The organism is Ferrimonas sp. SCSIO 43195 (assembly GCF_023716685.1).
Classification (GTDB): Bacteria; Pseudomonadota; Gammaproteobacteria; order Enterobacterales; family Shewanellaceae; genus Ferrimonas; species Ferrimonas kyonanensis.
In genome coordinates this window covers 2,473,309-2,497,770 of the sequence record NZ_CP072679.1, presented here as the reverse complement: position 1 = coordinate 2,497,770, position 24,462 = coordinate 2,473,309, and the positions used below count along the sequence as shown (strand labels likewise).

At 59.5% G+C, this 24,462-nt stretch carries 21 protein-coding genes; 17 read left to right on the top strand and 4 right to left on the bottom strand.

Going from position 1 to position 24,462, the window contains the following annotated elements; all coding sequences use genetic code 11:
• Positions 1–34 precede the first annotated feature (34 nt).
• Together J8Z22_RS11770 and J8Z22_RS11765 are read right to left on the bottom strand one after the other, a co-directional pair.
• On the bottom strand, positions 35–343 hold the full coding sequence (locus tag J8Z22_RS11770) for a hypothetical protein (protein WP_028114846.1): 309 nt from the start codon (positions 341–343) through the stop codon (positions 35–37).
• 36 nt (positions 344–379) lie between these two features.
• Complete coding sequence (locus J8Z22_RS11765) at positions 380–1,678, bottom strand: hypothetical protein (RefSeq protein ID WP_252006538.1); 1,299 nt, start codon at positions 1,676–1,678, stop codon at positions 380–382.
• A 521-nt stretch (positions 1,679–2,199) separates the two neighbouring features.
• On the opposite strand from J8Z22_RS11765, the gene pssA reads away from it, so the two are divergent.
• Complete coding sequence (pssA, locus tag J8Z22_RS11760) at positions 2,200–3,540, top strand: CDP-diacylglycerol--serine O-phosphatidyltransferase (protein WP_028114844.1); 1,341 nt, start codon at positions 2,200–2,202, stop codon at positions 3,538–3,540.
• A gap of 178 nt (positions 3,541–3,718) precedes the next feature.
• Complete coding sequence (locus J8Z22_RS11755) at positions 3,719–4,909, top strand: amino acid aminotransferase (RefSeq protein ID WP_252006537.1); 1,191 nt, start codon at positions 3,719–3,721, stop codon at positions 4,907–4,909.
• Positions 4,910–4,926: 17 nt separating this feature from the next.
• Here the strand turns inward: J8Z22_RS11755 and J8Z22_RS11750 are convergent, their stop codons facing one another.
• Entirely contained in the window at positions 4,927–5,847 is a 921-nt protein-coding gene (locus J8Z22_RS11750) for a glycosyltransferase family A protein (protein WP_252006536.1), read from the bottom strand.
• Between the two features lie 253 nt (positions 5,848–6,100).
• On the opposite strand from J8Z22_RS11750, the gene J8Z22_RS11745 reads away from it, so the two are divergent.
• The 15 genes from J8Z22_RS11745 (at position 6,101) to J8Z22_RS11675 (ending at position 23,442) form a co-directional block, all read left to right on the top strand.
• Positions 6,101–7,246, top strand: coding sequence for a glycosyltransferase family 4 protein (locus J8Z22_RS11745; protein WP_252006535.1), 1,146 nt, complete (start codon positions 6,101–6,103; stop codon positions 7,244–7,246).
• The gene (locus J8Z22_RS11740) at positions 7,243–8,598 is read left to right on the top strand and encodes an oligosaccharide flippase family protein (RefSeq protein ID WP_252006534.1); all 1,356 of its coding nucleotides are present in this window, start codon (positions 7,243–7,245) and stop codon (positions 8,596–8,598) included. Before J8Z22_RS11745 ends, J8Z22_RS11740 begins: the two co-directional genes overlap by 4 nt.
• The gene (locus tag J8Z22_RS11735) at positions 8,595–9,923 is read left to right on the top strand and encodes an O-antigen ligase (RefSeq protein WP_252010476.1); all 1,329 of its coding nucleotides are present in this window, start codon (positions 8,595–8,597) and stop codon (positions 9,921–9,923) included. Before J8Z22_RS11740 ends, J8Z22_RS11735 begins: the two co-directional genes overlap by 4 nt.
• Positions 9,920–10,591 (top strand): acyltransferase, encoded by a 672-nt coding sequence (locus J8Z22_RS11730; protein WP_252006533.1) that lies wholly within the window; start codon positions 9,920–9,922, stop codon positions 10,589–10,591. Before J8Z22_RS11735 ends, J8Z22_RS11730 begins: the two co-directional genes overlap by 4 nt.
• Positions 10,581–11,696, top strand: coding sequence for a glycosyltransferase (locus J8Z22_RS11725; protein ID WP_252006532.1), 1,116 nt, complete (start codon positions 10,581–10,583; stop codon positions 11,694–11,696). The genes J8Z22_RS11730 and J8Z22_RS11725 overlap by 11 nt, the downstream gene beginning before the upstream one ends.
• A 104-nt stretch (positions 11,697–11,800) precedes the next feature.
• Positions 11,801–12,181: a hypothetical protein gene (locus J8Z22_RS11720; RefSeq protein ID WP_156897143.1), complete on the top strand. Its 381-nt coding sequence runs from the start codon at positions 11,801–11,803 to the stop codon at positions 12,179–12,181.
• Entirely contained in the window at positions 12,171–13,613 is a 1,443-nt protein-coding gene (locus J8Z22_RS11715) for a hypothetical protein (RefSeq protein ID WP_252006531.1), read from the top strand. Before J8Z22_RS11720 ends, J8Z22_RS11715 begins: the two co-directional genes overlap by 11 nt.
• Positions 13,610–14,701, top strand: coding sequence for a glycosyltransferase (locus J8Z22_RS11710; RefSeq protein ID WP_252006530.1), 1,092 nt, complete (start codon positions 13,610–13,612; stop codon positions 14,699–14,701). The genes J8Z22_RS11715 and J8Z22_RS11710 overlap by 4 nt, the downstream gene beginning before the upstream one ends.
• The gene (locus tag J8Z22_RS11705; RefSeq protein ID WP_252006529.1) at positions 14,692–16,458 is read left to right on the top strand and encodes a sugar transferase; all 1,767 of its coding nucleotides are present in this window, start codon (positions 14,692–14,694) and stop codon (positions 16,456–16,458) included. Before J8Z22_RS11710 ends, J8Z22_RS11705 begins: the two co-directional genes overlap by 10 nt.
• 174 nt (positions 16,459–16,632) lie before the next feature.
• Positions 16,633–16,947 carry an STAS domain-containing protein gene (locus J8Z22_RS11700; RefSeq protein ID WP_051252936.1) on the top strand — a complete coding sequence of 105 codons (315 nt, stop codon included), beginning with the start codon at positions 16,633–16,635 and terminating at the stop codon, positions 16,945–16,947.
• Positions 16,944–17,789 (top strand): OmpA family protein, encoded by an 846-nt coding sequence (locus tag J8Z22_RS11695; protein WP_252006528.1) that lies wholly within the window; start codon positions 16,944–16,946, stop codon positions 17,787–17,789. Before J8Z22_RS11700 ends, J8Z22_RS11695 begins: the two co-directional genes overlap by 4 nt.
• On the top strand, positions 17,789–19,885 hold the full coding sequence (locus J8Z22_RS11690; protein ID WP_252006527.1) for an SLBB domain-containing protein: 2,097 nt from the start codon (positions 17,789–17,791) through the stop codon (positions 19,883–19,885). The genes J8Z22_RS11695 and J8Z22_RS11690 overlap by 1 nt, the downstream gene beginning before the upstream one ends.
• Complete coding sequence (locus tag J8Z22_RS11685) at positions 19,882–20,541, top strand: hypothetical protein (protein ID WP_252006526.1); 660 nt, start codon at positions 19,882–19,884, stop codon at positions 20,539–20,541. The genes J8Z22_RS11690 and J8Z22_RS11685 overlap by 4 nt, the downstream gene beginning before the upstream one ends.
• Positions 20,538–22,052 carry a SpoIIE family protein phosphatase gene (locus J8Z22_RS11680; RefSeq protein WP_252006525.1) on the top strand — a complete coding sequence of 505 codons (1,515 nt, stop codon included), beginning with the start codon at positions 20,538–20,540 and terminating at the stop codon, positions 22,050–22,052. Before J8Z22_RS11685 ends, J8Z22_RS11680 begins: the two co-directional genes overlap by 4 nt.
• On the top strand, positions 22,018–23,442 hold the full coding sequence (locus J8Z22_RS11675; RefSeq protein ID WP_252006524.1) for a sigma-54 dependent transcriptional regulator: 1,425 nt from the start codon (positions 22,018–22,020) through the stop codon (positions 23,440–23,442). The genes J8Z22_RS11680 and J8Z22_RS11675 overlap by 35 nt, the downstream gene beginning before the upstream one ends.
• Here the strand turns inward: J8Z22_RS11675 and J8Z22_RS11670 are convergent.
• Complete coding sequence (locus tag J8Z22_RS11670; RefSeq protein WP_252006523.1) at positions 23,393–24,451, bottom strand: glycosyltransferase family 4 protein; 1,059 nt, start codon at positions 24,449–24,451, stop codon at positions 23,393–23,395. The genes J8Z22_RS11675 and J8Z22_RS11670 overlap by 50 nt on opposite strands.
• Positions 24,452–24,462 lie beyond the last annotated feature (11 nt).

Here is a 24,462-nt window from a genome sequence, read left to right as displayed (position 1 = left end):
CCTGATGGCCCCGTTTTTTTATGACATCGTTGGGTCAGCGCTGTTTCTGCTGCGAAAACGGAATGGCGTGGACATTGGATTCGGTGGCGTAGCGATCCGACACCTCTTTCCAGTAGGTCTTGGGAAGATGGATGAGGAAGTAGTTTTCCTTGAGCGCGTCGGTAATAAAGCCCATGCCGTGGCGACAGAGTTCAAAGTGCACATCGGCGATAAAGTCCTGGCGGAACGTCTGCCGCCCCGACAGCTCGCGAATGTCGGCCTTGGTCAGATACAACCCCTGAGGGTGGAATCCGAACCTATCCTTTAACCACACTGCAAACTCTTTGGCGCTCTTCATCGACATAGGGCTCTCCCCTGGCTGGACCATTTTTGATACTGGTTAATTAGTTATAGCAACTTCTTGATTATTTGCCCCATTTGACAGCCAAACCGTGGCGTTATCGCTGTCCAGTACCTGCTCAATATCGCTGTCCCAGCTGGTGATAAGACGAATTTTTATCTGGTAACTGCGACAAAAGTCAGCGTGTCGTAACGCCGGAGCCAGTTTTCGGTTTATCTTGTCGGCAATGGCCGTTAGCTGGTTGCGGGGGACCTCGCCCTGGTTGTCGAAGCAGGCCGTCAACAGCACCAGCCGATGCCCCAGTTGGGCCACGTAGTCCTCCTTGCGAACCACCGACTGCACCAGTGGCAGGGTCAGTTGCTGCAGCTGTTCGAGTGCCTGTTCCGGGTCAGTCAAGGTGTCGCTGAGGCCAAATTCAATAAACAGCAGCGCCGCCACCTCCTGTTTGCGCTGTAACCTCGCCAGTTCCTGCTCGAGTCGGTGGGCCAGTTGCTCTGGCGGGTTGTCGCTGTCCGGCTCGTCGCCATGAAGGGGATCGTGCACATGGATAAGAACGCCATCGGCCAACGACGCCAGCGACAGCGTCAGCTGTTTGTGGCCACCATCGGCACTGTTCCAGTGCTGGCGCAGGGACAACGGTTGTTCCCGGCAAACCGCCAGGTGGCTGGCGTCCAGGCTGGAGAATAGGGTGCTCACCGGTTGCAGCAGCAGCGCATTGAGAGGACTGCCGAGCAGTTGACATAAACCCGGAGACGCCCAGGCCAGACGCTGGCGGTTGTCGACGTAGGCCATGGCCACACTGGGGTGCTGGGTGATCTGCTGCAGCTGCAACAGCTCTCTGGATTGACTGTGGTGACGCTTATCCTGCGCCACTTGCCGCATGGCGGTCGACATCAGGGTTTTGGGCAACCGGGATTCGTCCACCAACAGGTGGTGCAGGGCAATGAGGTGATACTGTCGATGGTCGATGGCATCCCCCAGCCGCTGGGAAAAATAGGTTCTGGCCGGCAGTTGTTGCAGCAGTCGCCAATGGGGATAGCGCTTGAGGTTGTTGCTGAATACCTGAAAGTCCGCTTGCTGGCCATCGGGGTAGAGCAGGCGGCAGGGGCTTTCCTCCAGCGGGTAGGAAAACACCGCTTTGGGTTTGCCCGCCTCACTGAGTACTCGCAGGTGAACCTGATGATGGTCGACCTCGGCCAGTGCCACCCAGGGCCAGCCTTGAAGGCGGTACAGGCAATGGGCAATTTGATGCACCAGCGCGGTGCCACTGGCGGGCTGGGCCATGCGCCGCCACACATCGGCCTCTTTGACCTTGTCCTGAAGAAGTTGGTTATCCATCACCACCTCCATTGTAAGCCATTGATAGTTAAACTTTAGTCTAAAGTTGCCCGGTTAGGGAAGGGGCACGGCTTGATCCTAGCTTCAATCATTGCCAATAATGAATCTGGGTTCAACAGCAAAATAGGGAGCATGCATGAAATCCGATCTCAAATTGGCGCTGATCAGTTCGGCCGCCATCTTGTCCGGCATCCTGTTGATGGGACTGATCGCCATCAACTACGCCTGAGGACACCGTCGAGGTGGTGTAATTTTCACCCCGCCATGGCCGTTGCCAGGTGCAGTCATACGGTGTTCCGTGTGACCTGGCTCCCTCCCTGATGCCATACTGTTCAGTTATTCAACATTTAACGTCCAACTTTTTCTTCAGCACTTGCCCGTCAATCAAGGGTTTGCTTTACTAGCTTGCTAAATCCGTTCGCCGATCCCCCCGGGGTGGCCAACGTTAGCCTATTCACACGGGACGCCCCTGGTGGCGGCCGGTGGCCATTTCTATTTGGAGTATCGTCATTATTATGAAAATGACGCCTTCTACGGTGCAAAGCTGGATCAGTGAACTGCCGGGCGCGCAGCTTAAGGCTGAGGACGTCGAGATCCTGCTGGAGACCGCCGATTTTAAAGCGCGCCTGCTCGAGGCCATCAAGCGGGCCGGCAAGCGCATCTACCTGGCGGCTCTGTACCTTCAGGATGATGAAGCCGGCAGGGAGATCCTGCACGCCCTGTTCCAGGCCAAACAGGCCAATCCGGAACTGGACATCCACCTGCTGGTGGATTTTCACCGGGCTCAGCGTGGCCTCATCGGTAAGGGCCCCCAGGTGGGCAACGATGAGTTTTATCGCAACACCGCGGCCCAGTATCAGCATGGCATCGAAATTCACGGCGTTCCGGTCAAGAACCGCGAGTGGATGGGGGTGCTCCATCTTAAGGGCTTCGTCGTCGATGACACCGTGTTCTACAGTGGCGCCAGCATTAACAACGTCTATCTGCACCAGTTGGACCGTTATCGTTACGATCGCTACCATTTGATTCAGTGCGCCAAGCTGGCCGATGCCATGGTCAACTACATGCGCGATAACCTGATCGACAACAGCGCGGTATCGTCATTGCTCAGCAATGACATTCCGTCGATGAAGCAGTTGAAGGTGGCGGTTCGCCAGTTGCGTCAACGCTTGTCGCGGGCAAAATACCGGGTGGTGAACGACGAACGCGGACCGCTGATGGTCTACCCTCTGGCCGGTCTGGGCCGTACCGACAACCAGCTGAACAAGGCGATTGAGCGTTTGCTGGCGTCGGCGCAGAAAAAGGTGTTTATCTGCACCCCCTATTTCAACCTGCCCAAGCCACTGATGGCCACGGTCAACAAGTTGCTGAAGCGGGGAGTGGAAGTGGTGTTGGTGGTGGGAGACAAAACCGCCAACGATTTCTACATTCCGCCGTCGCAGGAATTCAGCCCGGTTGGGGCGTTGCCCTACCTGTATGAGCAGAATCTGCGTCGGTTTGCCAAACGTCATAAGCGAGCCATCGCCGATGGTTTGCTGAACCTGCATCTGTGGTGGCACGACGACAACAGTTATCACCTCAAGGGAATGCAGGTTGACGATCGCTACTACCTGTTGACCGGCAATAACCTCAATCCACGAGCCTGGGCGCTGGATCTGGAAAACGGGCTGTTGATCGACGATCAGCAGCAGCAACTGGCCGATAAGTTCGCCCGCGAACAGGAGACGATCCTGACTCATACCACGCGAGTGGCCAGTTTCGAGCAGTTGCAGACGCTGAATGAGTACCCGGAGCCGGTGAAAAAGTTGCTGAAACGATTGCGGCGGGTTCGCGCGGATTTGCTGCTAAAACGGCTGCTGTAAATTGGTTTTTGCCGAAGCGGGTTGACGCCCGGTTATGGTGTAATAACCACAAATGTGATTACCCCGGTTGTCGGTGCGACCGGGGTATTTTTTTGCCGCATAAAACCGGCCACAGTCTGCCAATGTGGTCATGAAGATGGTATAAATACAGTCACCTTTCCGTCTTCGAAGTAGCACAATGTTTGAATCTATTCCTCAGGCTCCCGCCGACCCTATCCTTGGCCTCAATGAAGCTTTTAAAACCGATCCCCGTGCCAGTAAAGTGAATCTGGGTGTTGGCGTATACAAAGACGCTCAGGGCACCACGCCGGTACTGCGCTGCGTCAAGCTGGCGGAAGCCAAGATTCTGGAACAGCAAAAGACGAAGAGTTACCTCTCCATCGACGGACTGCCCGAATACGCGGCGGCGGTTCAGGCGCTGTTGTTTGGTGCCGACAGTGACATCATCGCCACTCAGCGCGCCCGCACCGCTCAGGCCCCGGGTGGTACCGGTGCACTGCGAGTGGCGGCGGACTTTATCTTCAGCAATCTTGATACCCGTAAGGTCTGGATCAGCAACCCCAGCTGGGCCAACCATGCGCAGATCTTCCAGGCGGTGGGGTTTGAGGTGGCGCAATACCGCTATTACGATGCCGACGCCAAGGGCCTGGACTTTGAAGGGATGAAAGCGGATCTGGCGGAAGTAGAAGCCGGTGATGTGGTGATTCTGCATGGCTGTTGCCATAACCCCAGCGGCATCGACCCGACCGCGGAGCAGTGGTCCGAGTTGGCTGCCATCGCCAGCAGTAAAGGTTGGCTACCTCTGTTTGACTTTGCATACCAAGGCTTTGCGGTAGATGTGGAACAAGATGCGACAGGTTTGCGTCTGTTTGCCGATGCCATGGAAGAGCTGATGGTTGCCAGCTCCTTCTCCAAGAACTTTGGCCTGTACAACGAGCGCACAGGCGCCTTTACCCTGCTGGCTCAAACCAGTGAAGCGGCCAACAGTGCCTTTTCCCAGGTGAAGAAAGTGATTCGTGCCAACTACTCCAACCCACCGGCCCACGGAGCCATGGTGGTGGCGACCATCCTGGCCGATGCAGAGCTCAAAGCGATGTGGCTCGAGGAGCTGGCTGAGATGCGGGCCCGGATCAAAACCATGCGACTGGAGTTTGTGTCGCAACTGAAGGCCGCCGGTGTGGCCGGCGATTTCAGTTTCATCGAGCAGCAAAATGGCATGTTCAGCTTCTCAGGTCTCAACCCGGATCAGGTGGCGGCGCTGAAAGAGGAGTTTGCCATCTACATCGTTCGCTCCGGTCGCATTAACGTGGCGGGCATGACCGAGGCAAATCTGCCTTACCTGGTCAGCGCCATCGCTTCCGTCATCTAGTCGACGCCCCCGCTGGGCTATTGGGCCCAGCGGGCGGGTTTGGCGACCGCCAGTATCCCGCCTTTTAGCGCTGCCAGCAGGTGGCGCACTCCCTGATAGTGAAACTTCAGTCGCAGTGCCTGCCACTGATAGGCGCACGCCTTGGCGTACATCCCCTGTTCCTGATAATACTCGGCGTAGTTGCGGGCCAACCCGGCTCGGGCGCTGTCGACGGCGTCGTCGCTGTGGTGGGCCTGATGTCGGTCGATGATGCGCTCGACGGCCTGCAGGCGTTTGAGCCTGGCACGGGTTATGGAGCCGGCGCGCATCAGATAGTCCATCTGACACTCGGGCTCCACCACGCACTCTCCGGTGCGGATCAGCTTCAACCACAGGTCCCAGTCTGAAGCGGATCGCAATGTTTCATCGAAACCACCGCATTGGCGCAGGGCCTGAGTGCGAGCCAACACCGTTGAAGTTCCCACCACATTTTCCGCAAACAGTTGATCGCCACTGAGGCTATGCCAGGACTGGCGGCCATACTCGGGCCAGTAACTGAAGCAGTCGATGATGGGCCGGCGCTGCTCATCGATGTGCAGATAGTTGCTGATGCAAAATGTCGCATCCGGGTTGGCTGACAAGGCGGCCCATTGCCGAGCCAACTTATCGGGGTACCAAAGGTCATCGGCGTCCAGAAAGGCCACCCAGTCACTCTGACACAGCTGCAGGGCGGCATTCCTGGCGGCGGATGGACCAACATTTTCCAACCGCAGCGAATGCAGGGCGGGGTGGCGAGGGCGCTGTTGCTGCAGCCACTCGGCGGTGCCGTCGCTGGAGCCGTCATCCACCACCCACACCTCCTTTACTCTCAAGCTTTGGGCCCAGATGCTGTCAAGCGCCTGGGGCAGGTACTCGAGGCAGTTGTAGCTGGGAATGATGACGCAGATGCTTGGTTCCATAGTGACTCCTGAACTCACCGACAGTGTTATCGGAACTGCAGGAAGGATGCCAAAGTTATCTTATTGATTTATTGGTAATTGTTTAAGGGCTGCTCGATTTGCAATGATTTGGCCGTTGAGTGCTCTGGCGGCCGTTGCAAACTGCAACGGCCACCCCGCCACCGAGGAAATAGTCCTTTTTATTCAATAGGTAAGCCTGTTGGCGTGGTTTTTGTATCAAGGGAGTCAGACCTTGCCTGATTCGGAGCCGTTCATGAAAGCCATTGCCTACGTCATCCCCAGCTTTCCTGTACTGACAGAGACCTTCGTGGTCAACGAAATGAACGCCATGACCAAGCTGGGGCATCGAATCCTGCCCATCGCGCTGGAGTCTGCCGATGCCATCGACAGTGCGTTGCACCAGGCGTGGATGACCCGGGTGGTGCCACCGGCACCGCTGGGCAGCAAGGTGGCGCTGGCGATGGCTCAGGCTGTCCTGACCCCGGCGGTGTGGCAGTTTTTGCGGGAACAACAGGCCTTTCCCCGCCGCAGCCTGCTGTTGATGGCGGCCCGGGTTGCCGCTCAGGCCCGCGGCTGTGATCACCTGCATGCGCATTTTGCTCAACACACGGCGGCAGTCGCCATCGTCGCCGCCCGCATTCTTGGCATCACGGTGTCCTTTGTTGGCCATGGTGCCGATGTCTACGCCCACCCCCATGATTTGCCGGTCAAGCTGCGCAATGCGGATCTGTCGGTAGCGGTGTGCCGGGAGATGCGGCAGCTGTTTGAGGACCAGGGCGCCAGCCAGGCGGCGCTGATCCCCTGCGGCATCAATACGCAACTGTTTACCCCCGGCGATGCCCCGAGCAGGCGCAAACGGCTGTTGTTCATCGGCCGCCTGGTTGAGAAGAAGGGGTTGGATACCTTGCTGCAGGCGTTGGCACGCATCGATGACCCGCAGTTGCAGCTGGACATCGTCGGTGACGGCCCGTTAGCGGCGTCCTATCGGGCCCAAATTGAGGCGCTGGGGCTTAAGTCGGTAAGGTTCCTGGGGGTTCGCAACCAGGATTGGCTGGCCCAGCACGGCCACCGCTATCTGGGGCTGGTGGCGCCGTTTCGTATCGCCGGCAATGGCGATCGCGATACTGGTCCGCTGGTGGTCAAAGAAGCCATGGCCATGGGATTGCCGGTGATCACCAGCAACATCATGGGGCTAAAAGAGATCGTCAGTTGCCGCACCGGTTTTCAGGTGGCGCCAGACAACCCTGGCGCCCTCAGTCGTGCCATCCGTAAACTGACCGCGTTGTCTGACGCTCGCTACCAACGCATGGCGTTGCAGGCCAAGTGGCGGGCACGTCGTTTGTTTGATGTCGAGCTGCAGGCCAAACGTCTGTCTGGTTGGATGGAGTCGCTGATATGAGCCGGTCAGCGGTGGTGTACTACGCCGTTGGTGGCGTGACCCAGAAGGCGCTGGGCCTGCTGATGCTGCCGGTGACCGCCTCCCTGCTCGGGGTGGCGGCCTTTGGTCAGTTGGGTCTGCTGGTGGCGGTGGCGAATGTCGGTAGCCTGGTGGCGTCGCTGGGGTTGACCGAATGTTGTCAGCGCTATGCCTCGGATGCCGCCATGTTGCGCCGCATTCAGGCATTTGGCTGGCGCTATGGCTGTGCACTGTTGCTGCTGTCGCCACTGCTGGCGTTGGGACTGGCGCGGCTGTTGCCCGGTGATTTGCATTGGCTGTGGTTGCAGCTGTTGCTGGCGAATCTGGCCATGGGGGGCTGGCTGGGGCTGCGACTGGTGTCGTTGAGAATCAACAACCGGCCGCAGCGCTTTTTCCGGGTCATCGTGTCGATGTCGGCCCTTCAGACCGGCCTGTCGCTGTTGTTGCTGCTGGCAGGCATGGGGGTGGGCGCAGTGATGCTCAGCGGGGCGGTGGCCACTGCCACCATCCTGATCTGGGATGGCCGGCCGATGTTGATGCGTGCCGCCCGCAGTCCGGTCGGTCCCTGGCGCCCCATCGTGGGCTATGGACTGCCACTGGCCCTGTCCACCGGCATTACCTTTGTGCTCAACGGTTACGAACGGCCCTGGCTGGCAGAGGCCGTTAGCCTGGAGGTGTTGGGGGCCTACGTTCTGGTGTGGCAACTGAGCCTGCTACCCGCCTATGCCATGGAGCCGTTTATGCTGTGGTGGGGGCCTTTGCGGCATCGATTGGCGGATCGCAACGAGTCCGTCATCCTGGCGCGGGTGACTGCCGCCGGGGTAGCGCTGTTGGTGGTCGCCATCGCCTTGGCCGCCACGGCGATCCCGCTGGCGTTTCCCTGGCTGTTTGATGCTGCCTATCAGCAGGGCCTGCAGTGGCTGCCGGCGCTGCTGCTGATCACTCTGCTCAGGCAGATTCCGGCTTTGCTCAGCATCGGCGTCTATCACCGAGCCACCGGCAATCTGGCACTGGTGTTAAATGCAGCAATCATGCTGCCGGCGCTGGTGCTGCTGCCGTTGGCGATCATTGTCGCGGGGTTAACCGGCCTGATTCAGGCCATGACCCTGCTGATGGCCATTCGGGCCATGCTGTTCTATTGGGTTAGCCAACGTCAGCTGCGTTTGCCGTATTCGACTCTGGGATTACTGGGCCTGAGCATCGCAACGGCGGTGGCATTGTGGGCCGGGCATCCGGTTTTGTTGCTGGCGCTGGCCAGTGTTGCGGCTGCGTATGCCATCAGGACGCTGAAAACCGGTACCGTAACGGTAGCGGCGGCGCAGTGGCAATCATGATAGGCGCCTATCCATTGGGGATCGCCCTGTTGAGCGCCAGCCTGATTGCGGTGGGGGCTTGGCTGAGTCCGCTGCTGTTGCTGGCCGGCTGGCTGTTGGTGCCGGCGCTGATACTGGCGCAGCGCTGGCCAGTAATGCTGTGCGTGTTGTTTGTGTTGTTTTCCGCGTTTCGTCTGCATGAACTGAATCCGGCGCTATTGGGGTTAAGGATTCCGCAAATGCTGGCGTTGGGGTCGTTGGCGGTGCTGTTTTGGCAGGTGGGGGTGGTGCGCCAGACTCGCATCTATCTGTACCCCGAAGGCCGAGTGTTATTGCTGCTGTTTGCGTTGAGCACCATCGGGATGGTGCTGGCGACCAACCGGCCATTGGCGGCCGCCTACTGGAGTGGCAACTGGGTCAAGGTAGTGCTGATGTGCTTTACCGTCTCCTGGTTGATTCAGAGCCGTGCCCAATTGCGGTGCGTGGCCTGGCTGATCATTGTGGCGGGCAGTGTCGTTGCCGTCTGTGCCCTCTACAACAGTGCCCATGGCCTGGAGGTGGTGGAGGGCACTCGGGTCACCATTGGCCGCAGTTGGGGCTCCACCCTCGGGGACCCCAATGATCTGGCGCTGGTGCTGCTGTTGCCATTGAGCTTCGCCTTCAGTCGAGCCCTGTACGGCGGCAAAGGCGCCCTGGTCGCCGGGGGGATCATGCTGGTGCTGGTGATGGCGATCATCGCGACTCAGAGCCGTGGCGGCCTGCTGGGGATCTGTGGCGTTACTGGCAGCCTGGTGTTGCGGCGATACCGGTTGCCGCGCTGGGTGTGGCTGCTGGCACCGGTGCTGATCATGGTGTTGTTGATGCTGGCCGGTATCGATCAACGTCAGTCCGGCGGTGCCGCCGAATCCGGCATCGATGAATCCGCCATGGGCCGCCTCTACGCCTGGCAAGCGGCCGCGTCCATGGCCTGGACCCATCCGGTTTTCGGGGTTGGTCTGGATAACTTTCTTGCCAACTATTTTTTCTATTCCCCCCACTGGGATGGCAAAAGTCATGCTGTCCACAGTACCTGGTTTCAAGTACTGGCCGAGGTAGGGATCGTGGGGCTGGTTCTGTTTGTCGCCTTCTATGTGGCGTTGTTGCGCCGCTCTCGCCAGCTGTTGCAACGGGTCCGGGAACACTGGGAGGCCAGTTGTTGGGCACTGGCGTTGTACTCAGGGCTGGTGGGATTTGGGATCAGCGCCACCTTCTTAACTCAGGCTTTTACCTGGCCTCTGTACATCCTGGCCGCCTTGCTGTGGGCGAGCTGTCGAATTGAATCTGAACCTGTGAGGCAAATACCATGACCGCTTTTGCAATCAAACAATGGCTTAAGCCCGCCTATCTGGTGATTCGCCAGTGGCAGATTCCGCCGATAACGCTGGTGTACCGGCCGTTATTCTGGATGTTGCAGGGAGGGCGCACGCTGTGGTCCGGTCTGCTTCGCGTGCTGATCTGGACGCCGATGTTTCGCAGTCGGGTGTCGGGCGGGCAGGGGTTGTATCTGTACGACGGCATGCCTCAGGTGCTGGGCCCGGTTGAGGTGACGCTGGGCCAGGGGTGTCGAATCAGCGGAGTCAGCACCATCTGCGGTCGCCCCGGCAGCAGCCTGGAACTGGGCGACAACATCGATATTGGCTGGCAGAACACCATCGCCTGTGGCACGCGCGTGATCCTGGCCGATAACGTCAGGCTGGCCGGAAGGGTGTTTCTCGCCGGCTACCCCGGTCACCCACTGGAAGCCCGGGCTCGGGCACAGGGGTTGCCGGAGTTGCCGCACCAGGCCAGGGCAATCATCTTGGAGCAGGATGTGTGGGTGGGTACCGGTGCCATCATCCTGGCGGGGGTCACCGTCGGACGGGGCAGCATTGTTGCCGCCGGTTCAGTGGTCAGCCGCGACGTACCGGCAAATGTTGTGGTGGCGGGCAATCCGGCCCGAATCGTGCGAAACCTGGAGGTGGGTGATGAAACCTAAAATGGTGGTCTTCGGTGAGGACTGGGGTCGGCACCCCTCAAGCAGTCAACATCTGATACGGGAATTGTCGGCGCACTTTGAGGTGGTGTGGATCAACTCCATCGGTCTGCGTCAGCCCCGATGGCAGGATGCCGCCCGCTTGGTCAGCAAAGGGGTGGCACGGGCACCGAAGCGGTGCCAGGCTCCTTTTGAGGTGATTGCCCCCAGGGTCTGGCCTTTGGCCCAGTCTTCCTGGTTGCAGCGCCTCAATCATCGCCAGATGCAGCGCGCATTGGCCGACGTTGGGCCGGTGGACTTTGTCTGGTGTGCGTTGCCCAGCGCCGAGGCCTACCTGGATCTGTTTCCCGGCGCTCGGGTGATCTACTACTGCGGTGACGACTTTGGCGGCCTCTGTGGTGTGGATCATGGGCCGGTGCTGCAGGCTGAGCAGCGGTTGCTGCAACGGGCCGAGTGGGTGTTTTGCGCCAGTGAGGTCTTGGCTCGGCGCTTTGACCATCCGGCGGTATCCGTCGTGCGTCATGGCGTCGACATGCGTTTGTTTAGCCACTCCCGACCTCGGCCCAAAGCGCTACCGAAAGGACCGGTGCTGGGCTACTACGGCTCGCTGGCGCCCTGGTTGGACTACGGGTTGCTGGATACGCTGACCACGGTATTGCCTGAGTGTCAGCTGGTATTGATTGGCGATAACCACAGTTGCCCCGGAGCGCTGCTGGCCAAACCCAATGTCCATCACCTGGGACGTCTGCCCCACGATCAACTGGCGGCCTATGCTCAGCACTTCGATGTGGCCCTGCTGCCTTTCCTGCAAACCCCTCAGATCGCCGCCTGTGACCCCCTTAAGTTGCGGGAATACCTGGCTGCCGGTGTGCCCGTGGTGGGCACCGATTTCGATGCCGCTCGCGACTATGCCTGTGGGGTGCAGTTGGCAACGACACGGGAGGAGTTTGTCGCCATGGTACTGATGAGCCTGATCTCCCGGCCGAGTGTGGCTGAGATTCGCATGCAGGTGCTGGGGCAAGGGTGGGGCGATCGCGCCGACCAGATTCGCGGCAAATTGCAATCCGGCCGTTGCAGACTGCAAGCTTCGACCAGGTTCACTGCTTAATTCTTTGTTTTTAGTGGAAATTTAATTGTGGCGTGACTCCTGCATTGTATTGACGAAGCGGTGGTGTCAATCACCGCAGTCGCGAAACTCAAAGGAGGTGCGCCGTGAGACTGTTTTTGGCAATGACATTGCTGCTGGCACTGGCGGGCTGCAGTTCGACCCCCAACTCCAAATCGAAGATGTTATCGACGGCCCAACAACAGGACCCCCAGGTGATTCGTGTGCTGTGGCGCGGCGAATCGGGTCTGGTGGCCCTGTTGCAGCAGCAGATGACGCCGTCGTTGTTTCGCTCCCCCACGATTAAGGTAGACGTTGGGTCGGTCGACGATGGCCCGGACTGGGCGGCGGCCTACCAGGCTCAGAACCGACTGGCGCTGGTGATCGAATCGCTGCGGACCCTGGGTTATCAGGGCCAGGTTCAGGGCCGCTATCTGCCCGACAGCCGCGACGGTGAAGTGGTGCTGAGGATGGCCTATGGCGGTTGAATGGGCGTACTTCTATCTGTATCGGTTCTTGTGCCACTGCTGGCACTGGCGTTACTTGATTGTGATTCCGGCGTTGGTGGTGGCCGTGGCCATGGCGGGGCTGTCGGTATTCAGCCGCACCCAGTATCGCAGTTCGACCTCGTTGTTGTTGCAGGAGTCGGCACTGGCCAATCCGTTCCTCAAGGATCTGTCGGTGGAGGTCAAGCTCAAAGAGCGCATCGCCGGCCTTAATGCCCTGCTGCATTCCCGCTATGTGATGGCCGAAGTGGCGCAGGAGACCGGACTGGTGACTGAGGCCACGCCAGCGGCAGAGCAGGAGATGATTCAGCAGCGGCTGTCCCAGGCCACGCAGATGGAGCTGGTGGGCGATGCGCTGGTAAAGCTGTCCTTGGTGTGGCCGGATGCCGCCGAAGCCCGGTTGCTGCTGAATGCCATCAGCGAGAGTTTTCAAAAACGCCTGATGGCACCGGGCCAGCGGGCGGTGGACAACTCCGAGATCTTCCTTAAGACCCAGTTGCAGCGCCAGGAGCAGGCGTTGGCGGAGGTGGAAACCAAGCTGGCGGCATTTAAGCAGGAGCACGCCAGCCTGCTGCCGGGTCTTCTGGGGGCCACCAACATGGCGCTTCTGGAAGCGGAGACTCAGATCCGCACCAAGCGCATCGAGCTGGAAGGGGCCCAGGCCAGGCTGGCCGGCCTGAAAACCCAGCTCAGCACCGCCAACCCCATCGTCGGTGAAATTGAAAAGCAGATCGTTCGCACTCGGGCACAGCTGGCCATGCTTAAAAGCCGCTATACCGCCCGACACTCTAAAGTCCGGGGCGTGCAGGCCCGCATCAATCAATTGCAGCAGGAAAAACAAAAACTGATGACCGCATCGTCGGTGGATACTGAGCGCCACCTGGACGAACTGTGGCAGCTGGCGACCTCGTTTGAGCCCGATCAGGCCGACGGCGGTGAACCCAGGTTGCTGGTGTCGCAGTTGCAGCAACTGCAGGAGTCCAGCAATCAGGTGGCCACCCTCAAGGGCGAGCTGGAGGTGGTAACGCAGCACAAGCAGTCCATTTTGGCCCGCATGGGCCAAAGTGCCGATGTCGAGCGGGAACTGATGGAGCTGGAGCGACTGGCAGAAGGTCGTCGCCTGCTGTACCAGGAGCTACTGACCCGCTACGAGAAAGCGCAGGTTACCGGCCAGTTGGGTCGGTTTGAGGCGCCGGATAAAGTGCGGGTGATCGACCAACCCAACTTACCCAAGCGGTCCATTAATCGCCCCTGGTGGCTGAACGGACTGCTGGGGTTGTTTGGCGGAGTGGGATTCGGACTGGCCATGGTGACGGCCAGTATGTTGCTGGACCGACGGGTGTACCACAAACAGCAGGTGTTGCAGCTGGGGTTGGGGCCGGTGTTGGTGAAGTCGTCTTTAGGAGGAGCATGATGTCGAAACCGGTGTTAGTCCAATTGGTACAGAAAATGGTGGTTGGCGGGCTCGAAGCCATGGTGATGACCCTGGGTGATCAGCTGGAGCGAGATTATCAGGTTCACTACCTGTCGTTGGAGGGGGACAAACAGCAACTTGTGGCAGATTGGCCAGTATTGGGGCGGTTACAGCGCTTTGAAACCCTGGCTAAGCCCCGGGGGGTGTCGGTTTCCACCGTGGTGGCATTGAGGCAGTGGCTGCGTCGACACCGGGTTCAATATCTGCATACCCACCATGTAGGTCCGTTGCTCTATGGTGGCGCCGCCTCGGTCGGACTGGGGATAAGCCATGTCCATACTCACCACGATGGTTGGAGCCTGGCGATGCCAAGGGTCAAGATGATGACCCGCTCGGCACTGCGGCTGTTTGCCCCCATCAGTGTCGCCGATGCACCGCTGGTGGCGGATCAGTTTCGCCAGGCTGGCTGTCGCATCGATTGCGTGGTCAACAACGGCATCGCCATGGGCCGTTTTACCCCGGGCAATAGTCAGCGGGCACGGCATCATTTTGGTTTGCCCCTGGATGTGGATTTGGTGGGCACCGTGTGTCGGCTGGAAAAGATAAAACGGGTAGACCGGTTGATTCGGGCCCTGGTGGCCTTGCCTGAACGGGTACACCTGGTGGTGGCGGGTGAGGGCAGCGAGCGGGTTAGCCTGGAGCAATTGGCGCGCCAGCTTGGGGTGCAGCAGCGTTGTCACTTTCTGGGTCGGGTGGATGATGTGCACCGCCTTTACCGGGCACTGAACCTGTTCGGGTTGGTCAGCGACAACGAGGGCGCCCCCATGAGCTTGCTGGAGGCGCAGGCCTGCGGAGTCCCGGTTATCGCCTCTGACGTAGGTAACTGTCGCCATATGGTGTGTACCAATATGGGGCGCATGGTTGCCTTGGGCGCCCAGTCAGAGGTCATTGACGGCATTGACCAGTTGTTGCGCCGCCGGGATCGGCACCCGGCGAAGTTGCGCCAGTTTGTCCGCCAGACCGGCAGTGATCGGGTTATGGCCAACCACTACCACACACTGTTTCAACGGGAGTTACCATGTTGCTGATGACGCTGTTTTTGCTGCTGACGCTGCTGTTGGCCGTTCACTTGTTGGTGTACCCACTCTGGATGAGATGGTTGGCCAGCCGGGCCACGGAGGACGGGCCGTTTGTGAGTGGAACGGATCCGACCCAGGCGGACCTGACCGTGGTGATTCCCTGTTTCAACGAGGCCCGTGAGTTAGGATTCAAACTGGACAACCTGTTGCAGCAGCGCTATCCGGTGCAGCGATGGCGGGTTGAGTTGATTCTCGACGGTTGTCGCGACGCCAGCGCCGAGGTGGCGGCCGAGTACCAACGCCGGTTTCAGCAACAGGGGATCGGATTTACCCTGCATAACCACCACCACAACCGCGGAAAGATTCACCGTCTGAATCAGCACCTGCAGCGACTGAAACGGCAGCGTCAATTGGTGGTGTTGTCCGATTGCTCGGCACTACTGGCTCATGATGCGCTGGCGCGGATAAGCCGGGCATTTGACGATGACCGCCTCGGCGCCCTCTGCGGCCGTTACCTCCACGGTACCGACAGTCGCCTGGCCGGCCATTGGGCCCGGCTCAACCGCAATCGGCAGGGGGAGGCAATGCTAGGCGCAGTGATGGGGGCAACCGGTGCTCTGATGGCGCTGCGACTGGCCCCTATCGAACCCTTGCCATCGGGGTGTGTGAATGACGATTTTGAGTTGGTGATGCAGGTTCTCAGGTGCGGCTATCGGGCGGATTTTGCACCACAGTTGCGGGCCGTGGACATCGCCCCCAGGGCCAATGAAAACCTGTTTGGCCAGCGGGCAAGGATTGCGGCCGGCAACCTGGCGCAGTTGCCGTCCTTGCTGGCGACCCTGCCTTCTCTGTCGTTAGCGGCTAAAGTGGCGGCCATTTCCGGCAAAGGGTTGCGGGCATTGTTGCCGCTGATGTTGCCCCTGTGGGTGCTTAGCGGCATGGGGGCGGCACTGATGCTGCCAAATGGGCCAGGGGCGTTGGCATTGGCAACCTCGTTTGCGGTGCTGTTGGCCGCCTATGCCGGTTTGCGCCCCAAGAGCCGGGTTGGCAATCTGGCTCGGGCAGTGACCGGAGCCTGCACCGGAGCATGGTGCCACTTGGTTGGCGTTCGAGTGGGCTGGCGCCAGAGTCTCAACCAGGACTTTCAGCCCGTGGGGGTGAAGCGGATCAAACGGGGCATCGACCTGTTGGTATCGATGCTGGCGTTGTTGCTGGTGTTGCCGCTGTTTCCGCTGATTGCCCTGGCGATCAAGCTGGACTCCCCCGGCAGCGTATTCTACCGCCAGATGCGAGTCGGTGCCCGTTACAGCGATCGTACCGAGCTGTTTTATGTCACCAAGTTTCGATCCATGACCAGCGACGCCGAGCAAGCCGGCGCACGTTGGGCTAAGCCCGGCGACGCTCGGGTGACCCGAGTAGGGCGGCTGTTGCGGGCGACTCGTCTGGATGAGTTGCCGCAACTGTTTCAGGTACTCAAGGGCGAAATGTCCATCGTTGGGCCTCGGCCCGAGCGGCCGCAGTTTTGTGGCATTTTAGACCAGCAATTGCCTTACTATCTCGAGCGCACCTATGAATTGCGTCCGGGTCTGACCGGCTTGGCTCAGGTCAACCAGTCTGGAGACACCAGCATCGATGATGTGAAAAACAAGCTGCTGTTTGATCATGCCTACGCCGCCAGTCTTGGCGGTTTCAAAAGCTACCTGGCCATGGAAGCGCAGATCCTGATGCGGACTCTGTGGGTGGTGGTTTCTGCCAAGGGCCACTAAGCCTGTCGTCGGTTCCCGTTCTGCAAAATCGCCGTTGCAGAATGGGAACCTCGCTCACCAATCAAGTTTATCTCACTGTATTTATTGAATATTCAATCTTGGCACTGCTGTTGCAGTAACAGGGGCAGAGGAGCGGCATTAGCCCTCCACTGAACCAGGCAACGGGAGTGCACTATGGCGATTCATCTTAATGACAGTCTGAACCCGAAAACGGTATTGGCGCCGGCACAGTTTGATATCGACAGTGTGGCTGGCATCAAGGAGCAGTTCGAGGAGTTGTTGCAAGAGCCTAATCAGTTGGTGGTTATCGACCTGAAAGCCACGGAGTTCATCGATTCCTCCGGGATTGGTGCCATCATCTTTCTTTTTAAGCGCCTGAAGCGGCAACAGCGAGTGCTGCAACTGGCCGACGTTCATGGTCAGCCAAAGCGGATATTGACCATGCTGAAGGTGGATAAGGCGATTGCGTTTACCGGGGAGCAGTCATGATGAATCGAGTGAGCTGCGCTTTGGTGCTACTGCTGGCTGGCTGCGCCCAATGGCCCGAAGAGGGCCAGGGCCAGATGGCCGCAGAGGGCACCCCGTGGGACAGTTATCTGCTTTCCCCGGCATTTTTACAGGAGCACCAGGCGCTGAGGCAGCGTGTGGTGGAAGCGCAGACCGGGCTGGACCTGTTGCGGCTTCGCGGTGCCGTGGCCTGTTTGCCGGAACGCCAATACCAGGCCGAGCAGCGGCTGGGGCAGATTCGCGGTGAGTTGGCCGAGGGCCTGTATGCCGATGCCAGTGAACAGTTGCTGATTCTGGAAGATCAGATTCATCGCCTCGGTGTTCGCTTGAATTACATCACTCAGCACATGGGCTGTGGTGGTGCTCAGTCGGTGGCGGCCACCGCTGCGACTGGCGCGGCCTTTGATCCCATTGCCGCCGGCCTGCTGCAGTCTGAGCAGTTTGCCCTGGACCGGGATGAGTTGCTGCCCGAGTTTCAGGTGCGGTTGCAGCAACTGGCGCAGGTGTTGCGAGACAAGCCTCAGTGGCAACTGACGATCACCGGTCATACCGACAGTCAGGGCGATCCCCAGCACAATCAGGCCCTGGCACTGCGACGTGCCAACGCGGTGGCGAGCCTGTTGCAAGCCAACGGCGTTGCCGCTGGCCAACTGCGGGTGGTGGCTGCGGCAGACGCGATGCCATTGGCATCCAACAGCGATCGCAGCGGCCGTCTGGCAAACCGTCGGGTTAGCTTTGAGTTGATGAGTCAGCCCGTAATGTCTGAGACATCCTCGGCCGCCCTGACACTGAGTCAGTGGCCCGAGTCGTTTCGGAGGGAGTAATGATGATGCGCCTGCTGATGGTCCTAATCCTGCTGACTCTGCCGTCGTTAAGCGTCGCCGATGACAGCGCCAGAGAGCTGCAACCCGGCGATGCGGTGGTGATCATCATGCCAGGCGAGGTTGACTTCGAGCAGCCGTTTACCCTGGATAAACTGGGAAAAATCCGCTTACCGGAGGTGGGCAAGGTCAACCTCAGAGGCAAGACTCTGGCTCAGGCGCGCAGCGCCATCCAACTGGCACTGTCGACGGTGTACCTTAACCTGGACCAATTTGACGTCGAGCTCAGTCAGCGGCAGTTGCTGATTCGAGTACTGGGTTACGTCCAGGCCCCTGGGGAAGTGCTGTTGCCGGCCGATGGCAATGTGCAGATGGCAATACAGGCTGCCGGGGGATTACGTCCCGGTGCCCAGCTGGATAAGTTGCAGGTGCGTCGGGGAGAGCAGCGGCTGAGTTTCGACTACAAGGCCTATCTGGACAGTGGCGACGAGACCCTGCTGCCCAAGTTACAGACCGAAGACGAGCTGTTTGTGCCGGCGTCGCCGCTGACCGGCAACGTCGAGGTGAATTTCGATGCCCGCTCGTTGATCGCCGGTGGCGATGGCGGTGGCGATGCCGACTCCATCACCCTGTTTGGCGAGGTGCGTAATCCCGGCAGTTTCGCGTTAAAGGGCACCATGAGCATCGTCGATGCCCTGATGCGGGCCGAGGGGGTTACCCGCTATGCCGACGTCAGCCACATTCGGGTGATCAGCGGCAACAAGCCTTACCTGTTTGATCTCAAAACCTACCTCGATGAGGGCACGGCGGAGATGTTGCCGCCCATCGGCGCTGGAACCCTTATTTACGTCCCGATTCAGGTGGATGTGGTCTCCAACACCCAGCGTACCGTGTACGTTATGGGCGAGGTTCAGGCCCCGGGGGCCTATGAAACCGGCGATAACGTGACCTTCCTGGATCTGTTGGCCAATGCCGGCGGCCCGACCCGGTTCGCTGAGACTCGCAACATTCGCTTGTTGCGCCAGGACCAGTCGGTGGTGGAGGTGAACCTGTTGTCCTACACCGAGAACCAGGCAAACGGCCGGTTGCCGGCCATCGAACCCGGTGACGTAATTTTTGTGCCGGAAAAAACCGACGTTAACGAGAAGTCCTGGCTGAAGATCCCCTCGGATAAGGCGATCAAGATCATCGGTGCCATGAATCGACCCGGACGCTATGAATGGGACGATGGCATGTCGTTTCTCGACCTGTTTGCCCACGCCGGTGGCCCCTTGCAGCATGCCAACCTGGCGGAGATTGAGATCGTTAAAGAAAATGGCAATAAACGGCTGTTTGATTTAGATAAGTTCATTAAACAAGGGGGGGATTATGCGAGCCTGCCCACCCTGGTGGCCGGCGATACCGTGGTGGTCAATGAGCTGCCCTGGGACCCCACCGACAATAAGTCGACCTGGGTACGGCAGAGCCCGGAAAGCTCCATCTACGTGTTCGGCCAGGTGGAGTCGCCGGGACGGTACGCGTTTAACGACCAGCTCGGCTTTCTGGATATCCTGGCGGCGGCCGATGGCCCCACCGATGAGGCGGATCTCGGCCAGATTCGCATTACCCACCGCAATGGGGCCACCAGCCGGGTGACCCAGCTGAATCTGGCCCGCTATTTTGAGACCGGTGATGAGAGTGTGCTGCCGCAGGTGGTCCCCGGTGACACCATTTTCCTGCCCCAACGGGAACGAAAGTGGCTGGAAAAGCCGTCGGAGCAGGTGGTGCGTCTGATGGGGGCGGTACGAAAGCCGGGCCGCTACAGTTTTGACAACTCCATGAATCTACTGGATTTGCTGGCGGAGGCCGGGGGGCCGTCCGACAACGCCTACATCGAAAAGATCATCGTGGTTCAACACAGCTGTTGCGATCCCCAGGCTCGAGTGTTTGATCTGCAGGCCTTCGTAACCGATCCGGATTACGCTCGAATTCCTTTGGTGAGGCCGGGTGACACCGTCTATGTGCCCAATGAGGATCAGTCTAATTGGCGCATCTTTATCGACGGCGTCCGTGACGCCCTGAGCATAGTGGCATTGTTTGCATTGGGAGCGGCAATATGAGCGACAATCAGGAACAGACGTTCTCGTCTCTGGCCACCATGGTCAGTTGCCAGGGCATCAACCAACTGGCCATCGTGTGTGCCGGCCAGGCGCACTCGACTCAGACCGCAGCCGCGGAGTTGTGTCGGCAGTTAAGCCGCTGCCAGCACCACAGCCTGCTGGTGGACATGGGGTCTCAACAATCGTCTGTTGCCAGCCCCTGTTTAAGCCTGGACGACATCTCTTGTCATACCTTGATCGAGGAGGACCAGGTGTTCGACCAGCTGGCGCTGACTCTGGAAGGAGGCCAGCGTTTGCATGCGCGCAGTGTGGTTGATGCGCTGCTTCGATGGCAGCAAAGTTACCGCTGTGTGGTGTTCAGCTGCGATCACTATGCCGGAGCCGACGCCCTCAGTGTTCAGGTCGGCTGTCGCCATGTGGTGCTGGTGGTCTCGGCTGGCCACACCACAGATACCGAGTTGCAGGAGTTTTCTCAGGCTGCATCCCATTATGGCTTGACGGTGCTGGCGGTGGTGATGGACAACGGGGCTATGCCCAGGCTGGGAAAGTCGTTGGCGGCCTCCATCTCGGCGCGTGCGCACCGGTTGCCGGGATGGTGTGACCGAATCGTCCAGTGGTTGTCACACACCCCCTACTGCAACGGAGAATGGCGATGAAGGCCTTGCTGCTGACCCTGCCGGTGGTTGGCACCCGTGCCGGTGTTCGCCAGGCTAGAATCGAGCTGACCAAGGGGCTGTGTCGCCTCGGGGTGGTGGATTCGGTGGCCGAGCCGGTGCTGACGGCGGTGTCCGAGTACCTCAATAACCTGGTCCAGCATTCCCGTCACCAAGTCGAGGCCATACAGATCAATCTGTACCGGCGTCCGGGATCGCAATACTTGCTGCAGATCGAGGACAATGGCCCGCCGTTCGTGTCCCTCAATCGTCGCCTCAGTGACGCCCGTCGTCTGCCATTGACGTTCGCCGAGTCGGCCATGGGCCTGGGATTGATCAGCCATTGTGTTCCCCGAGCCCACTACCGCTGGCACCATCAGGCCAATCTGTTTGAACTGCCGTTTTCCGGTCGGCCGGTGCACGCCACCATTCTGGTCATCGATGACGACCGCAGTCAGTTGGCGGTGATCAACGCCTGGCTGTCGCCTCGCTATCGAGTCATCTGCTGCAGCAGCGTCGCCCAGGCCCAGAGTTGGCTGGAGCAGGAACCGGTGGACTTGCTGCTGAGCGATCTGCACATGCCCGGTGGCGATGGTCTTACCTTGCGGCATTGGTTGTGTGCCAAGCCGGAGCGGGCGGCATTGCCATTTCTGGCCATGAGCAGTGACGCCGAGGGCGAACGCATGGCCGAGTTGGCGGCGTGTGGTATCGATGAGGTCCTGACCAAGCCCCTGTCCGCCGCGCGCCTGACACAGAGCATTGAGCGGGCGTTAATTCGTCATCGCCAGCTGCAGCAAATCAATCAACAGCAACTCGAACAACAACTGACCCGTCCCCTGAGCCCATGCTGCCCGCCAGATACCGCCAGGCTGTCGTTTAGCCTTAGGCATCAACCTAAGAGCCTGGGGGGCGGCGACCTGCTGATCGACCATTACCAGCAAGACGGCACTCGAATGCTGTTGTTGGTCGATAGCCAGGGCCATGGCGTCAGCGCCAAGCTTATTGCCCATACTACCAGCGGCCTGATTCACTCCATTTTGTCTCAGCAGCCCTGGCGCCCCGGCCCGTTGCTGGCAAGACTGTCCGACGCGTTAGAGTGCTGTGATCATGTGCCGGACGCGGCGGCAACGGCGTTGGCCTGCCTGGTCGATGCCGATGGCGGTTTGATTCTGGCAGCGGCGGGTCACCCGCCACCACGGCTGCTCGGCCGGGGCATCAATCAGGACCTGAGGGTGGAGGGACCACTGCTAGGACTAGCAAAAAATCAGCAATATCAGGAATTTTCATACAGTCTGGACGACAATTCGCGTTTGCTTTTCTACACTGACGGTTGGCAGGAGAGTTTTTTGACATTTCCTGAGATTGGATTTCAGGAAGACCCTGAATCTATGATAGAAATGTTATGGCACCTGGGCAATGATGCCTTTATGGACGATGCCACATTACTGCTGGTCGGATTGGCAAAGAGGGAGCTTCGCGATGACCAACCCCATTCAACGAGTGTTATTGATTGAAGACACCGAATCTCTGGCTAAGGTGTATAAAGCCTATCTGAGAGACAGCGGAGTGGTGGTGGAACACGTGACCACCTTTGCCGATGCCAAGATCAAACTGGCCAATCAACTGCCGTCGCTGGTGTTGTTGGATCTGAATTTGCCAGATCACGACGGCATCGAGATTCTGCGCATGCTTCACAACAGCGGTTGCACCGTTCCGGTTATTGTGATTACCGCCCATGGTTCGGTAGAGACCGCCGTCGAAGCGATGCGACTGGGGGCGTACGATTTCGTCAGCAAGCCGGTGGAAGCACGGCGATTGCAGGTTACGGTCAATAATGCCCTCAGTTTCTATGCGTTGAACCGGCTGGTGGATAAGTACGAGACTCAGCAGAGCCGGGCCGGTTTCCACGGTTTTGTTGGCGCCAGCACGCCGATGCAGGCGGTGTACCAGATGATCGAACGCAGTGCCGACAGCCGTGCCACGGTGTTTGTGCTGGGTGAGAGCGGTACCGGCAAAGAGCTGTGTGCCGAAGCCTTGCACCAGGCCGGCAGTCGTCAGAGTCAACCTTTCGTGCCGCTGAACTGCGCCGCCATTCCCAAGGAGTTGGTGGAAAGTGAGTTGTTTGGTCATGTCAAAGGCGCGTTTACCGGGGCCCAGAAAGATCGTCAGGGCAGCGTTCAGGCCGCCGACAAAGGCACCCTGTTTCTGGATGAGATCTGTGAAATGGAGCTGGATCTGCAAGCCAAGTTGTTGCGCTTTCTGCAATCCGGCAAGATTCAGCCCGTAGGCAGCGATACGCTGATTGAAGTGGATGTGCGGGTCGTCTGTGCCAGCAACCGCGATCCCTGGAAAGAGGTGGAAGCGGGTCGGTTTCGGGAAGATCTCTATTATCGACTGCACGTGGTTCCCATCACCTTGCCACCGCTGCGGCGACGGGGCGACGATGTGCTGTTGCTGGCCAAACGCTTCTTGCAACAGTATGGCGGTGAGGAGGGCAAACGCTTCGTCGGCTTCAGTCGCCAGGCGGAATGGACCCTGAGTAAATTTGGCTGGCCAGGCAATGTGCGCCAATTGCAGAATGTGATGCGCCAGCTGGCGGTGATCCACCCCGGCGGTAAAGTGGCCCAGGAAGACTTGCCCGCACCGCTGAACCAGGTGGTGTGTGATCCCCCCCAAGACACGCCCGCCCAGTTTCAGTGGAGCCAGCCTGGGGAGGACGCCAGCGTGACAGTTGCAGCGTCTCCCGCCGACGTGGGTGCGCCGCAGTCGCTGGCGGACATCGAGCGTCAGGCCATCGAAGAGGCCATAGCCCGCTGCGAGGGCAACATCACTCAGGCCGCCGGCTTGTTGGAAGTCAGCCCTTCAACCATCTATCGAAAAATGCAGGTCTGGCAGCAGGCATAGATTGTGCCGCCTGACGATACAGCGACAGGTAGCGAGCCAGGGTGTCATTGCCATGCCAGTCTCGTTCCACCCGAGCCCGAGCCTGCTGGCCCAGTTGGTTGCGTTGCCGGGGGCTGAGACGGGCAAATTGGTGGATGGCGTCGATCATCGCCGGCTGATCACCGGCGTCAATCAGTGCGCCTACCTGATGGTCTACCAGTTGTGCCAGGTCGCCGACGTTGTAGGCGATGATCGGCAGTTGCGCGGCCATGGCTTCCAGCGCCGCCAGCGGCAGGCCTTCGAACCGGGACGGCATGATCACCAGGTCCAAATTGGCCAGGTGCCGGCCGATATTGTGGACATGACCGTGGTCGCTGAGGGTACTGGCATCGATGTTCACGGACAGGGGCCCCTGGCCAAAACTGTGCCACTGATACTGGGGCAGTTGTCGACTGAGGCGACAGAAGCGATCGAAGCCCTTGTCCCGGCAGTAACGGCCGATGAAGCCCACCCTCAGGGTGGGGCTCACGCTTCGGGGTTCAGCGGGGCTCAGCGACACGAAATTTCGAATCACCGGACAGGGGCCGGGTACCTGATTGGCAATGGCGCGGGAGACCGCCACATTGAGACTGAATCGGGCGCTGCCTTTATCGAGGCGATTGTACCAGGCCAGGCGCCCCTGCCCAGGCTCTCCGGCATGAAAGGTCGTCACCGGTTGAGTGCCGCTGAGTCGGCAGGCGAGCCGGGTCATTAGGTTGGCTTTGTAACCGTGACTGTGTAGCACCCCTTGGTGAGACAGGACTGCCAATTGACGTAGCTTACTCAGGCTACTGCCAGAGAGCTCGGTAAAAGGGATCTTTTGCAACTTGAGTTGCGTTTTGAAACTAGACTCTGAATACGCCGACAGCAGCACCAATTGGCAGGGCACCCCTTGCTGCTTGAGCCTGATGAAGAGCTGGCACAGGTGAGCCTCGATGCCGCCGAAGTGGCGGCCATCTATCACCAGTTTTACGCTAGGGGCAGGGGTCATAATGGTCTCCC